The organism is Listeria weihenstephanensis, from assembly GCF_003534205.1.
GTDB classification, from domain to species: domain Bacteria; phylum Bacillota; class Bacilli; order Lactobacillales; family Listeriaceae; genus Listeria_A; species Listeria_A weihenstephanensis.
In genome coordinates, this window is record NZ_CP011102.1 from 800,667 (window position 1) to 814,786 (window position 14,120).

Here is a 14,120-nt window from a genome sequence, read left to right on the forward strand (position 1 = left end):
CGCCAAGAAAATTTAGAGTAGCTTTGCAGTAACTAAACGCTTACGAATGCTTATCCCAATGATGGCGGCAAGTATTGCTTTTAGGATTCCAGGGATGATGAATGGTATAACGCCAACTGTAAAAGCAGTTCCCCATGGAAGATCGCCGCTGAATTTTAGCCAAAGAGCGCCAAAAAGGAGTGTTACGAAGGCACCGATAATATTAGCAAAAATGGCGTAGGCCAAGCTGAAATTTGTTTTTTCAATGAGGAAACCAGTGATGTAGGCGCTAAATAGAAATCCAATTAAAAAACCGCCAGTTGGACCGAATATAATACCGAGTCCAGCAGTCATACCAGCGAAAACGGGTACGCCAATGGCACCTAATACGAGGTAAACGGCGACGGAAATCGTAGAATTGCGCGCGCCTAATATGGTTGCGGCAAGTCCGACGGCAAACGTTTGACCTGTGAATGGAATCGGGCCAAGTGGGATTACAATTTGTGCTAGGATCGCAATGATGACGGCAAAAAGGGCATTAATAATAAGTTGTTTCAATTTTTTATTTCTCATAAATTCTCCTTTGTTAACTTTATATGATATTAGGTTAACATTAGATTCGAAAATTGGCAATACTATTTTTTTTGCGACACTACCTTGCATTAATTAGTAGTGCGTGTTATAGTTATTTATAACAGGTAGTGATTAATGTTCAGTACTGAAATTTTGATAATAAGAAATGGAGGGTTTGGCATGGAAGTGAATGTTCAATTTAAAAAAGGTGTCCTTGAGTTATGCTGCCTTTTCCTTATTCATAAGAAGGATCAATATGGCTATGAGCTGGCGCAACATGTTTCACAATATGTGGAGGTTGCGGAGGGTGCGATTTATCCGGTATTGCGGCGTTTGGTGAAAGAGGGTTATTGCGACACGTATTTGAAGGAGTCGACAGAAGGCCCATCGCGGAAATATTATCAACTAACGGTTAAGGGTGAGATGTATATGACGGAATTAATGTTTGAATGGAAAGATTTTGTAGCGAATGTGAATCGATTATTTGTAGAAGGGGGAGAGCAAATTGGATAAAACAGAATTTCTAAATGAGCTGGCGCTAAAATTGGCGGGACTGGATCCTGAGGAAAGAAAAGAGATATTAGCGGATTATATGGAGCATTTTGCAGCAGGTGAAACGAGTGGGAAATCGGAGCAGGAGATTGTGTTTGATCTTGGAACTCCAGATGAAATTGCGCGTGATATTTTGGCGGAGCGTGGTGAGTCATTACCAGAGGATTCGTATTATGTGCCTAGACCGAGTCAGCCTAAAAAACGTGGGGCAGGCTTCAAAGTCGGCGTATTTTTAGCAATGTTGATTCCGAATTTGGTCGTTTACTCCTTGCTTCTATCTTTTTGGGGTGTGGTCGCGGGTTTCATCGGATCGACTGTGGGCTTTTTCTTAACTCCGTTTGGCTTTATTTTAGACGCGGTGTTGAATCAAGCGTTTGAATGGTATAAATTATTTGGAACGATTGGTATTGTTGGACTGGGCTTCATTTTCTTCGTCGTTACAATTTGGATGACGAAAGCGATGATCATAGCTACAGTGGGTTATACGAAATTCAATATTCATTTGATGAAGGGAGAGAGCAAACATGTTTAAAAATAAATTAAAATTGCTAATTATCGGCGCGGCTCTTCTAGTCGTTGGTGGTATTGGTTTTGGACTGACTTTTGATAATAATAATGTGGATCGTGGCGAGGCTTACCACCGGGAGTGGCAGCTGGCGGACGGTGACATTTCGGTGATTAAATTGATGGGTGATCAGGATTTGCGCGTGAATGTGGCGGAAAGTACGACTGGAAAAAATTACGTTACGATGAGCGGGCATTTGTCGCAAGAGGTGATTAATCGCTTGGATAAGAGCGTGAAGGCCAATCAGGATAGTTTGACTATTAACGTGGAAAATGAGCAGGAATGGTTCCAGTTTTTAGAGTTTCAAATTTATGGCGAGCAGACGGTGACGATTCACGTGGCAAAAGGCGCGAAATTGGGGCAGCTGGCGAGCGATATGAGTTCGAGTGACTTGGTCGTGCGTGATGCGACGGCGAAATCGATTACGCTTGAGAGTGGTTCTGGCGAAATTGAAGCGACGAATCTAGCGGCGGATACAACAACTGTTAAAAATAGTTCTGGTGATATCGATTTGAAAAATGTGACGTCGAATCTGGAAGTTATCAATGGTTCTGGTGAAAATTCTGTACAGGGAATGACTGGCGACACGCTTCGTGCAACCTCGAGTTCTGGTGATATCGAAGTGAACCAAATTACGGCGAAAACAACGACGCTGACAAATGGTTCGGGGAGTATTGACGGGGAAGAAGTGAGTGGCACGGTGAAAGTCGACAATAATTCTGGCGATGTGGAGTTGTCTGGATTGGATAATGCGACGAGTGTTACGAGTGGATCGGGTGAAGTTGATCTATCGTTTCATGATGTGACGAAAGACGTGACGGTAGACGCGGATTCAGGAGATGTAAATATCGAGATTCCAGGGGCGTTCAACGGTTTCTTAGACCTACGAAGCAATTCTGGCGATATTAAATCACCTAACATCAAAACAAGCGGAAACCAAGTCATTAAGGTACGTACAGGATCTGGAAATATTAAAGTAGAGCAGTAATTTGGAGGTGGGCTCACGCTCACTTCTTTAATTTATGGAGGATGTTGTCATGAAAGTGTATGTGATATTAACGAAAACAGCAACGATACCTGGGCGAATGATTCAAAAATACACGCGAAAACCGTTTAATCATGTATCGATTAGTTTGACAGAAGATTTGACGGAAGTGTATAGTTTTGGTCGTCTCGGGAAACGAAATCCGCTGAATGGGGGATTTGTGGTGGAAGATGTACGTAGCGGTGTATTGGAAAACGCGACGACAGCGATTCTTAGTTATGAGATATCGAAGCTACAATATCGACGGATTCAAAAAGAATTGGACTGGTTCCAGTTAACTTCGGATAATTATCGCTATAATTTTTGGGGCATTTTGGGGTTGATGTTACACCTAGATTTATCGGCAAAAAATGAGTTCTTCTGTTCGCAATTTGTGGGACATATTTTAGAATTAGGCGGGATTTCCGTTGTAGGAAGTCGTTCGCAAAATTTTTTACAACCGTGTGATTTTTTGTATGAAGGTGAGATGGAAATAGAATTTTGTGGGCTGATGTCGCGGTATTTAGAGCAGTTTGAGTTGGAAAATGAAGAATTGGCATTACGAGTTTTGGCGTGACTAAAATTTTTTTGAGAGGGTATATTAAGTGATAACGCTACATCTTTAAGGATGAAAGGGGAAATCACAGATGACAGTTCAAATTCGAAAAGGTACGTTTGAGGATATCGAAGCCATTCAAGATATCGCGGTAAAATCTTGGCATGATACGTATGAGGAAATTATTCCACGCGCGGTGCAGGATCGATTTTTAGACATGTTTTATAATTTGGAAACATTAAAAACGCGTGTTGCAGCAACGCCTTTTGCGGTGTTAGAGCAGGACGAAGATGTGATCGGTTTTGCTAGTTTTATCGAGCTCGAAAAAGGTAAAAGCGAACTGGCAGCTTTTTATTTGTTGCCAGGTGTGAAAAATAAAGGCTACGGTACGAAATTGTTGGATGAGGGCATCAAATTATTCGGCTTGCCATTACCGTTATTTGTGAATGTGGAATTAGAAAATACAAATGCGATTGCTTTTTATAAGGCGCGAGGGTTTGTTGAATGGGACAAGTTTGAGGAAGACTTTTATGGACATAAGCTAGAGACGGTTCGTTTGCAGTTGATTCAGCATGTCGAGGAAGAAGTTTAATAGTGACAAAAAAGCAGTACTTGACGAAAAATCAAGTACTGCTTTTTGAATTTGTAGCTGCTTTTCCGCTAGCTTTTTGACCGCCACGAATCGCGAAGAAAATCCATGCTAGAATCGCGCACATAACACCGCCGAGAAGTGAAGTCAAGATGACCATAAGGGCGCTGATGAGCTGTAGAATACTCGTGATAATAACAGTTGCAATCACGCCAAACAAAAAGCCCCAAATGATGAAACGTTTTGCTGTAGCTTTTTGACTAAAGCCGTAAAACATTTCAGCAACAGTAGTTCCAACAAGTATAAGTGGCGCGGCAAAGAGAATTGCAGCGAACACCAGTTGATATGTTATTTCACCATACATAATGGCTTCCATCCCAATCACGGAAAAAATACCTAAAATAAATACGGTTAAGTAGGCAAAGATAAAACGCATGATGCATTCCCCCATTTCATCCCATTATTATATCACAAAAGCTAGCCGGAATCATGTTGCCAGCTAGCTTTTATAATAATTAATCGATAGAGTTAAAAAGTGGATTATCTTCTTTTGCCATCAAGGCTTGGATACCGCGAATGATGTTGAATATTGCGAGAATCACTGTCATAATACCAACAGCGACGATTAAACCGAGGCCGATAAATCCTGTAGCATTAGCGCTATTCGTGCTAAACCCAACGACTCCGATGCTGAGTGCTGTAATGATACCTCCAATTGTTGGTAATATATGTGTGAACAAAGCTACTTTTGCGTGATGTTTCGTATTCTCTGTGCCACTGAAAATCCAGATGGCGATAGGTACGATAAATGGTGCAAAAAATAGACTGAAATAGCTGAGTGCGTTTAATATTTTTTGATCGCTCATAATGTGAGACATCCTTTCGTAACTTGATATCCTTATTATACGATAGGTGAGGGCCTCACAACCATTGAATTAGGTGACAAATTACACGCTGAGTATTACATTTTTGTAAGCACGAGAACGAGTTTAAAGAACGGATTTGAGCGACCAGACTTTCGAGCGCCATCTATAAGCCATCAAGCAACCACGTAGTCCTTCGTCAATGATGTAAGCCACCCAGACGCCGACAAGTCCCATTCCTGCGGTGATTCCGAGAACATAGGAGAACGGCAAACTGACGATCCACATGACGATGATTCCGACAATGAACGGGAAGCGTACATCTCCTGTCGAGTTAAGACTGCTAATAATGATAATATTTGTAGAGCGCGCGATTTCAAGGAAGATGGAAAGGAAGAATAGCTGTTTGGTCATCGCGATAATTTCTTCGTTGGACGTGAATAAATGCATGATTGGTTCGGAAAATACATAGATTAAAATACTGACAAAGACAGCGATCACGAGGCCGATTTTCCAGCTGCGCAAACCTTGCTTATAGGCTTTATCGACTTCTTTTGCACCAACTGCTCGTCCGATAATAATTTGTGAGGCTTGTCCAATCGCTATCGCAAATAGCGCGACGAATTGGCTAACCGTTGAAGCATACACTTTTGTGGTGAGGGCGTCGGTTCCCATCAAGGCTATGATTGCGGTAACAATGAGTTGGGAGCCTGCATATGACATATTTTCACCTGCAGAAGGCAAACCTAATCGCAAAATGGAATACATCGTTCGGCGTGATAAATCTTTGAACTTCTTCCATTTGAAGCGGTAATCAACGTGGCGATGGAGTAACCAGACAGATAGGAAAATGGCGATTGTGTTACCAAAAACGGTAGCTAATGCGACGCCTGTTACGCCTAAATCTAAGAAGGCAAGGGGGCCGTACAAAACGAGATAATTCCCAATAACCGTGATGATACCGGCTAAAACGGGGATATACATAGCTTGGCGAACATGACCGTGTGTCCGCAAAATTGGCATAATGGCATAGGGAATTGCGGTCAATATCGATGCGCCACCGATAATTTCTAAAAATGGAGCGCCAACTTCCACTAAATGTGCATCAAGACCCATCCAGGTTAAGAATTGAGTCGATAGGAAAATGAAAATGAGGCTGACAATCGCGCCGATAACGACGGAAAATACGATGCCATTTGTAATGACCTGTTCAATGAGTTTATGTTTTCTAGCACCGATCATTTGTGCGACTAGAATCTGAACGCCGACACTAATGAAGGCAAACATAATAACGGAAAGAACGAGAATCTGATTGGCCACACCGGTCGCAGCAACCGCATCATCGGAATAATGTCCTAGCATAAAAACGGTGACATAGCTTATCATGACACGCAAAAATTGCTCGATAAAAATGGGCCAAGCGAGTGAGAATAAACTTAATTTTGTCGCTGTCTGACCTTTGTCCATAGAATCCGGCTCCTTTCGTCTCTTACTTTATAAATACAATATCCCTATTATAAGGCAGGTGGAGGCTAAAGTATAGACTAATCGGCAAATGACAATGAACTGTAACAAATCATTTAGGAATCGAGGTATCAGCACGTAAAATATAGAGAAGCTGTTCGGACATATAGGCGGGGGAATCGGCAAAATCGTGTTGCACCCAATATACAATCAATCCAAAAATGGCATGCGACTGGTAGCTGGCAAAAAGCTCTGGATCAGCATTGCCACCGTCAAAAACTAAATCGCGCAAGGCAATACGCTTGATCACATCGCATAGCTGATTTTGAAAGCCGATACGCAATTTTTCGTTGATCGCTTGCTTATAAAATAAGGGGTACGCATATACATGATCGAAAATTTTAACCATCGTAGGCGTCAACGTTTCCACAGAAAAATGCTCTGTTTTCAAATAAGGGTCTTGGTATGCGATTTCAAGATCAGCGAGGACATCCGAGATTATTTCATCCAGCAGATCTTCTTTTGCTTGATAGTGTTTATAAAAAGTGCCTCTATTTACGTCTGCGCGCGTCACGATATCGGTGACGGTGATTTTTTTGAAGTCTTTTTCGTCTAGAAGTGTGAGAAGCGCATGCGAAAAGGCAGCCTTTGTTTTTTTAATACGCCGATCTGGTTTTTGATTTTCCATCATTTTTTCACGTCCTTTTTTTAACTTAGTATACATATACCGCAAAAGTGATGCTTAAGCAACTAAAAGCGCTTTCATTAACTATTGAAATGACGAGTGTGAAGGGGCTATACTTAGGATATAGAGGTTATACTCTTGCGCAATTAAATTTGAGGAGGAAAAAATCATGGGAAAATTAGCTGGAAAAGTTGCTGTTGTCACTGGCGCAGCATCAGGAATGGGACGCCAAATTGCTTTACTCTACGCGAAAGAAGGCGCTAAAGTTGTCGTTGCGGATATTCAACTCGAGGCGGCGGAAGAAACGGTAAATGAAATCAAAGCGATAAATGGGGAAGCTTTGGCAGTAGTTGCCAATGTAATGAAGGAAGACGATATACGGGCGATGATTGACAAGGCGGTCGAAGTCTACGGCACGCTCGATATACTTGTAAATAATGCGGGAATCATGGATAATTTTGTTCCTGCGGGTGACATCACAGACGACTTGTGGGATCGCGTTTTTGCGATTAATATAACTGGTGTGATGCGGACGACGAGAAAAGCACTGAGTATCTTTGAAGAAAAAGAAAGTGGTGTTATTGTGAATATCGCATCAGCTGGTGGGTTGTTTGGCTCACGTGCTGGCGCGGCTTACACAGCTTCGAAACATGCCGTTGTTGGCTTTACAAAAAATGTTGGCTTTCAGTATGCGACGAAGAATATTCGTTGTAACGCGATTGCTCCAGGGGCTGTAAACACGAATATCGGAACAACGATTTACGCGCCAGATGCATTTGGTCAAGAACGGGCGATGATTGGTATGGGGACGAACCCACGGGCTGGAGATGCCTCGGAAATTGCAAAAGTTGCCTTATTCTTAGCATCCGATGATTCGAGCTTTGTCAATGGTACTGTAATCACCGCTGATGCTGGATGGACCGCCTATTAAACGAATCAAAAAATGGCTTCTAGCAACCTTGCTGGAGGCTTTTTTTGTTCTCGCTTGACATTCCAGAACTTAGTAATATACTTAGTTAAGTAAACTAAATAAAAGGAGGCAAGGAAGTGCAAAATTCGGGGGAAGATTTAGGCCAATCCGTTGTCAAAGCGTTCATGAATTTTAAACGAGCTGAATTGCAAAATTTTAAGGTTCCTGGTTTAAAACGTTCTGAAACACGATTCCTATTTATGCTACATCACGGTTTACAACATAAACAAGACAAGCTGGGTATGAAAGTAGCAGATGTGACAGCGATTCTAAAGGTATCTAAACCAAGCGTAACACAGCAAATCAACGCCTTAGAAGAGAAAAAATTGATCATTCGCAGCCAAGATCCAGTGGACAAAAGAGCCGCGTATATTCGGCTTACAAAAGAGGGAGAATCAGTAGTAGAAGAAATTATTTCAACTTTTCACAAGAATTTTGAGGATATGACCTCTTTTTTGGGTAAAGAAGAAATGGAGAGATTAATTTCACTACTTGATAAGCTAACAGAGTATCTCAACACAAAAGCTGAGAACGAGGAGGTATAAGCAACGCTATGATGAAATTAATGAAGCGAATGGGCGCCTATAAGTGGGGAATAGTGCTAGTTTTAGTTATGACTTTTGTACAAGTTATCGGCCAGCTCTATTTGCCAACACTAATGGCAGACATTATTGACAAAGGAGTTGCAAAGGGCGACACGGCCTACATATGGAAAGTAGGACTAGAGATGTTACTCATTTCTGCCCTATCTGGAGGTCTTTCGGTTGTCATCGTGTATTACGCATCCAAGATTTCGATGGGATTTGGACGCGACTTGCGTGATAAAATTTTTGGTCGGGTAGAAAATTACTCGTTACAAGAATTTGACAAAATCGGAACGGCGTCTCTTATTACGCGCTCAACCAATGATGTTGTGCAAATTCAAAATGTACTGTACATGATGCTACGAATGATGGTGATGGCGCCAATTATGTTAATCGGTGGCGTCTTCATGGCTGTCGGTAAGGACGCGAAACTGTCCCTTATTTTTGTAGTCGTATTGCCAATTTTATTGATTTTGGTAGTACTTATCGGTGGAAAAGCGATGCCGATGTTTAAATCTCTTCAAAAGAAGATGGATAAACTGAACCAAGTTATCCGTGAAGGTTTGACGGGGATTCGTGTTATTCGCGCGTTTAATCGTGGCGATGACGAGTTGAAGAAATTTGACGGAGCCAATGAGGACTACGCGAAAACTGCGGTCGGCGTTAACAGATTGCTATCGCTTATGAGTCCAATGATGATGTTGATCATGAATTTGACAACAATTGCTATTATTTGGATTGGTGCGAAATTTGTCGGTGATGGTAGCATGCAAGTCGGTGATTTGATGGCCTTTATCCAATATGCAACACAAATTATGATCGCGTTTATGATGGTTTCCGCTGTATTTATTATGATTCCACGTGCAGCAGCATCGGCAGAACGTATCAATGAAGTGTTGGAAATGGACACTGAAATTCATGATCCGAATGATCCTAAAACAGCAATATCTCCAGTTTCATTGGAATTTGATCATGTCACTTTCCGCTATGAAGGTGCTGAAAAAGCTGTTATTGAGGATATTTCTTTTAAAGCCAAGGCTGGGGAGACAATCGCGATTATTGGTAGTACGGGGGCTGGGAAGTCCACGATGATCAATATGATTCCACGTTTTTACGATGTGGCTGAAGGCGCGGTTCGTGTTAATGGCGTGGACGTGAAAGAAATGACACAAGAAGAACTACGTATGAAAATCGGTCTTGTGCCTCAAAAAGCGATGTTATTTACGGGCGACATTGAGGAAAATATGCGTTACGGAAACGAAAACGCGACCGAAGAAGAAATTTGGGCGGGTCTGCGTACAGCGCAATCAGAAGATTTTGTTTCGAAATTGTCGGATGGCCTAAAAAGTCGTGTCGAACAAGGCGGAAATAACTTCTCCGGTGGTCAAAAGCAACGTTTGGCGATCGCGCGTGCTTTGATTCGTAAACCGCAAATTTATATCTTTGATGATAGTTTTTCAGCGCTTGATTTTAAAACCGATTCGTTATTGCGTGCAGCTTTAAAACCTGAAACGCGCGAATCTGTTACCATTATTGTAGCGCAACGTATTACATCCGTAATGGATTCAGATCAAATCATCGTTGTCAATGAAGGTAAAATTGCCGGAATTGGTACGCATGAAGAATTGAAAGAAACGAACACGATTTATCAAGAAATCATGAGATCACAATTGTCAGAGGAGGAGATAGCATGAGTCCAGGACCAGGATCAGGTGGACCAGGCGGAGCTGGAAGAGTAGTCATGCCAACCGCTAAGCCTAAGGATTTTAAGAAGTCCTTGTTCCGCTTATTAGGATATATGAAACCGCGCGCTATCTCGCTTATTGCAGTGCTGATTCTCGCGATATTGTCTACGATTTTCAATATTTTTAGCCCGAAAGAACTCGGTAAGGCGACCACTGAAATTTTTACAGGTGTGATGACGCCAGCTGGGATTAATTATGATAAAATTTTCGATATCCTGTTTATTGTTTTGATGCTGTATCTAGGTAGCTCGCTATTTAGTTTCTTGCAACAGTATGTTATGTCGAGTGTGGCGCAACGTACGGTTTATGATATGCGTAAAGAGTTGAAAGAGAAATTGGGACGTTTACCGCTTCGTTACTACGATACGCGTTCGAATGGTGATATTTTAAGCCGTTCTGTCAATGACATGGATAATATCGCAAATACGCTGCAACAGGCGTTGACTCAGGCGATTACGGCGATTGTACAAATTATCGGTGTCTTGATTATGATGTTAACAATTAGTTGGCAGATGACGCTGATTGTTGTTGCAACAGTGCCACTTAGTATTCTACTTGTAGCGATTGTAGCTAGTCGTTCGCAAAAATATTTCGGCGCGCAACAAAAAAATCTTGGTGTGCTAAATGATCACGTGGAAGAAACGTTCGGTGGTCATACGGTAGTCAAGGCGTTTGGACAAGAGAAAAAGACATTAGCAACGTTCGATGTTGTAAACAATGATTATTATGTTGCTGCTAAAAAAGCGCAATTTATCTCTGGTATCATGATGCCGTTAATGCAATTTGTTGGTAACCTTGGTTATGTGGCGGTCTGTGTTGGTGGTGGTATTTTTGTAACAAATGGTTCGCTTCAAGTCGGTGATATCCAAGCGTTTACACAATACGTACAACTATTTTCACAACCAATTTCAAGTGTGGCTAATATCTCGAACGTTATCCAATCTACAATGGCTTCGGCTGAACGTATTTTTGAAGTATTGGATGAAAAAGAAGAAGAAGACATTATTCCAGCAACTGTGGAACATCACGCGGGAGAAGAAGATCGTATTGTCTTTGATCACGTGAAATTTGGTTATACACCAGATAAACCACTGATGCATGATCTTAATATTGATGTCAAAGAAGGACAAATGGTTGCGATTGTTGGTCCTACTGGGGCAGGTAAAACAACGATTATCAACTTGCTTATGCGTTTTTACGATGTTGATGGCGGTGGTATTCGTCTTGGCGGTGTCGATACGCGTGACATGACGAAAAATGATGTTCGGGATAAATTCGGAATGGTACTTCAAGATACGTGGTTATTTAACGGTACCATTGCGGAAAATATTGCTTACGGACGCGATGATGCAACGATTGAAGAAGTAGTTGAAGCGGCAAGAGCAGCATATGCCGACGATTTCATCAGACGTTTACCAGAAGGATATGACACTATTTTGAACGAAGAAGGTTCGAATATTTCACAAGGACAAAAACAATTACTAACAATTGCTCGTGCACTGCTTTCTGATCCAAGTATTCTAATTCTTGATGAAGCAACATCAAGCGTCGATACACGGACAGAACTGAACATTCAACTTGCGATGGGGAACTTGATGGAAGGGCGTACTAGTTTTGTAATTGCCCATCGTCTATCCACAATTCGTGACGCTGATTTGATCCTAGTTATGAATCACGGGAATGTTATCGAGCAAGGAACACATCAGGAATTACTTGATAAAAATGGTTTCTATGCGGATCTTTATAATAGTCAATTTTCAGACGATCAAGCCGTCTAAGTTCTCTCAGGCGAACGACAAACGCTTATTGTTGGGGTTGTTCGAAGTAAAACGAGTTACAAACTCCAATATGCAAGGGAACAGAGTGAGCTTGCCATCCTTAAAAAAACTGTGCTACGGTGCTCAGGTACAGTCGTACATTCCGCTCCGTTGCTCGGCTTTGCCTAGCATCTAAGCATTTGTCGTCCGCCTGAGGTGTGGCGGTGACTGCAACGCTTGGGCGAAGAGATTAGAGAATAAAAATTTTTAGAATCAGGAAAAACCGCGTTACATGATGTATCTCCAAACTTCAGCGTGACGACAAATACTTAGTTTCAAGGCAAAAGCGAGTACCAGGGCGGAGCGTACTAGAGTACGTGAGCACTGGAACGGAGCTTTTAACGACGAAAATGAGTGTTTGTCGTCACGCTGTATTTTGTTTGGTGGTGCTTTTTTGTGGTAACATAGTTGGGAAGTTACTTTTATGAGGAGTGATCGTTGTGAGGATTCATGTGATGGGGGCGTCGGGGGCTGGGACGTCAACGCTTGGTAAGGCGCTGGCTGATAGGCTTGGGGTGGTTTTTTTTGATACGGATGATTATTATTGGGAGGAGAAGTTTTCTGTCAAACGGGCGATTGAGACGCGACTTGAGATGATGCGGCGGGATTTTATGACGCGTGAGGATTGGGTGTTGTCGGGAGCGCTTTCTAATTGGGGAACGCCGCTGGAACCGCTTTTTGATATAGTCGTATTTTTAGAGGTGCCGCGGGATGTGCGATTGGAACGCTTGGTCAGACGGGAACGGGTGCGGTATGGCGAGGCGATTTTGCCAGGAGGAAGTAGGTATCAGGAGCATCTGGAATTTGTTGCGTGGGCGTCGCGGTATGAGGACGGGGATGTAGATGTTCGGAGCAAGAAATTGCATGAGACTTGGTTTCAAAGGTTGGAATGCCCTGTGTTACGAATTACTGGGGATATGACAGTCGAGGAAGAAGTGGGGCTGGTTTTGACAGAGCTTCAATCAAAGTAAAAAGACTATAGAGCGCATCCATTTTTTGCGGATGCTTTCTATAGTCTTTCATGCAGTGCTTTATCTTTAGATTTTGATGGTAGTTGGGCTTTGCTTTGTTAAAGTCGGTTTGCGAGAAGTTTCGCTCGTTCTTAACTTTTTTAGTGTTCCATTTGTGCGAGGCTAGCTTTTCAGAAAATAGTTGGTTTAAAACTATTGTAAGCATTTCCTTGAGTTCTATCACATTCATTTTACCACAGAATTATTTTTACGTCCCTACTTTATAAATAAGGCATAATCGTTAAAAATAACGGGAGCATCATGGATATCTTTTTTTGCAATGATCATGCTGTTTTTCTCTGCGTCATGTTTAAACATCTGAAAAAGTGGAACCTTATAAAGATAAGTAGGGGGGATTTTGTTGTGAAAAAAGTATGTTGGAGTATAGCTGTTGTTTTTCTAGCTTTCGGAATTGTTTTTGCAGTTGGAGGCAAGGCAGATGCGGCGACGAACGATGCGCAGCGTTTTAAAACAGTTGGGGCAAATAAGCAGCTGATTTTGGTGACGACGCCGGGTTACAAGTCAAACAAGGCAACGATTCAGACATTTGAGCGAGATAGTAAGGGCGTTTGGCAGCGTAAGGCGTTGATGTACGGATTTATCGGCCGGGATGGTTTTGCGACGACGATGAGGGAAACGGTCGTTCAAAGTCCGCGTGGGAAGTTCACGCTAGGTACGGCGTTCGGTCGCTATGCTAATCCGGGGACGAAGATGCCTTACCGCAAAACGAGTACGCGCGATGTTTGGGTGGATGATAGCAAGTCGAAGCTTTACAATTCGTGGCAGGTACTTCCGGTCAATAATCGCTGGAAATCTGCAGAAAAATTGTATCAGCCAGCGTATAATTATGCGTTCGCGATTAACTATAATCCACTGAGAAAACCAGGCTGGGGCTCGGCAATCTTTTTCCACGTATCTAGCAGTTACACGATGGGTTGCACAGGAACAAGCCAAGCGAACGTCGTTAAAATTCTGAAATGGCTCGATCCGAAGAAGAAACCGGTAATTATTCAATCGCCACGGACGGAATTGAGTAGATATTAAGCAAGTCAGGCCTTCCAAATTTGGAGGGCTTTTTATTTTGGGCGTATATCGAATCATGGGATCTAATTCCAAAATAAATACATTTTCTCTTGTTTTTCGA

16 protein-coding genes are annotated in these 14,120 nt (G+C 42.2%); 11 read left to right on the forward strand and 5 right to left on the reverse strand.

Features of this window, described 5'->3' with window-relative positions; genetic code table 11:
* Window positions 1-12 precede the first annotated feature (12 nt).
* Entirely contained in the window at window positions 13-552 is a 540-nt protein-coding gene (locus UE46_RS03855; RefSeq protein ID WP_036059124.1) for a biotin transporter BioY, read from the reverse strand.
* Between the two features lie 180 nt (window positions 553-732).
* On the opposite strand from UE46_RS03855, the gene UE46_RS03860 reads away from it, so the two are divergent.
* The 5 genes from UE46_RS03860 (at window position 733) to UE46_RS03880 (ending at window position 3,841) form a co-directional block, all read left to right on the forward strand.
* The gene (locus UE46_RS03860) at window positions 733-1,065 is read left to right on the forward strand and encodes a PadR family transcriptional regulator (RefSeq protein ID WP_036059127.1); all 333 of its coding nucleotides are present in this window, start codon (window positions 733-735) and stop codon (window positions 1,063-1,065) included.
* Window positions 1,058-1,636 carry a DUF1700 domain-containing protein gene (locus tag UE46_RS03865; RefSeq protein WP_051492791.1) on the forward strand — a complete coding sequence of 193 codons (579 nt, stop codon included), beginning with the start codon at window positions 1,058-1,060 and terminating at the stop codon, window positions 1,634-1,636. Before UE46_RS03860 ends, UE46_RS03865 begins: the two co-directional genes overlap by 8 nt.
* Window positions 1,629-2,657, forward strand: a complete 1,029-nt coding sequence (locus tag UE46_RS03870; RefSeq protein ID WP_118907412.1) for a DUF4097 family beta strand repeat-containing protein — start codon at window positions 1,629-1,631, stop codon at window positions 2,655-2,657. The genes UE46_RS03865 and UE46_RS03870 overlap by 8 nt, the downstream gene beginning before the upstream one ends.
* A 49-nt stretch (window positions 2,658-2,706) precedes the next feature.
* Window positions 2,707-3,270: a hypothetical protein gene (locus tag UE46_RS03875; protein WP_051492792.1), complete on the forward strand. Its 564-nt coding sequence runs from the start codon at window positions 2,707-2,709 to the stop codon at window positions 3,268-3,270.
* A gap of 70 nt (window positions 3,271-3,340) precedes the next feature.
* Complete coding sequence (locus UE46_RS03880; protein WP_036059133.1) at window positions 3,341-3,841, forward strand: GNAT family N-acetyltransferase; 501 nt, start codon at window positions 3,341-3,343, stop codon at window positions 3,839-3,841.
* Between the two features lie 31 nt (window positions 3,842-3,872).
* On the opposite strand, the gene UE46_RS03885 is transcribed toward UE46_RS03880, so the two are convergent.
* The 4 genes from UE46_RS03885 to UE46_RS03900 all read right to left on the reverse strand — a co-directional run bounded on the left by UE46_RS03885 (window position 3,873) and on the right by UE46_RS03900 (window position 6,853).
* On the reverse strand, window positions 3,873-4,274 hold the full coding sequence (locus UE46_RS03885; RefSeq protein ID WP_036059136.1) for a hypothetical protein: 402 nt from the start codon (window positions 4,272-4,274) through the stop codon (window positions 3,873-3,875).
* A gap of 79 nt (window positions 4,275-4,353) precedes the next feature.
* Window positions 4,354-4,704: a magnetosome magnetite crystal formation protein family gene (locus tag UE46_RS03890; protein ID WP_036059137.1), complete on the reverse strand. Its 351-nt coding sequence runs from the start codon at window positions 4,702-4,704 to the stop codon at window positions 4,354-4,356.
* 123 nt (window positions 4,705-4,827) lie between these two features.
* Window positions 4,828-6,168: an MATE family efflux transporter gene (locus UE46_RS03895; protein ID WP_036059139.1), complete on the reverse strand. Its 1,341-nt coding sequence runs from the start codon at window positions 6,166-6,168 to the stop codon at window positions 4,828-4,830.
* A gap of 109 nt (window positions 6,169-6,277) precedes the next feature.
* Window positions 6,278-6,853, reverse strand: a complete 576-nt coding sequence (locus tag UE46_RS03900; RefSeq protein WP_036059261.1) for a TetR/AcrR family transcriptional regulator — start codon at window positions 6,851-6,853, stop codon at window positions 6,278-6,280.
* A 166-nt stretch (window positions 6,854-7,019) separates the two neighbouring features.
* On the opposite strand from UE46_RS03900, the gene UE46_RS03905 reads away from it, so the two are divergent.
* The 6 genes from UE46_RS03905 (at window position 7,020) to UE46_RS03930 (ending at window position 14,020) form a co-directional block, all read left to right on the forward strand.
* Window positions 7,020-7,781 carry an SDR family oxidoreductase gene (locus tag UE46_RS03905; RefSeq protein ID WP_036059141.1) on the forward strand — a complete coding sequence of 254 codons (762 nt, stop codon included), beginning with the start codon at window positions 7,020-7,022 and terminating at the stop codon, window positions 7,779-7,781.
* 116 nt (window positions 7,782-7,897) lie between these two features.
* Window positions 7,898-8,365 (forward strand): MarR family winged helix-turn-helix transcriptional regulator, encoded by a 468-nt coding sequence (locus UE46_RS03910; RefSeq protein WP_036059143.1) that lies wholly within the window; start codon window positions 7,898-7,900, stop codon window positions 8,363-8,365.
* Between the two features lie 8 nt (window positions 8,366-8,373).
* Complete coding sequence (locus tag UE46_RS03915) at window positions 8,374-10,098, forward strand: ABC transporter ATP-binding protein (RefSeq protein WP_036059144.1); 1,725 nt, start codon at window positions 8,374-8,376, stop codon at window positions 10,096-10,098.
* Entirely contained in the window at window positions 10,095-11,927 is a 1,833-nt protein-coding gene (locus UE46_RS03920) for an ABC transporter ATP-binding protein (protein WP_036059146.1), read from the forward strand. Before UE46_RS03915 ends, UE46_RS03920 begins: the two co-directional genes overlap by 4 nt.
* A gap of 473 nt (window positions 11,928-12,400) precedes the next feature.
* Window positions 12,401-12,937, forward strand: a complete 537-nt coding sequence (locus UE46_RS03925) for an AAA family ATPase (protein ID WP_118907806.1) — start codon at window positions 12,401-12,403, stop codon at window positions 12,935-12,937.
* 402 nt (window positions 12,938-13,339) lie between these two features.
* On the forward strand, window positions 13,340-14,020 hold the full coding sequence (locus tag UE46_RS03930; protein ID WP_051492793.1) for a L,D-transpeptidase family protein: 681 nt from the start codon (window positions 13,340-13,342) through the stop codon (window positions 14,018-14,020).
* The last annotated feature ends 100 nt before the right edge of the window (window positions 14,021-14,120 follow it).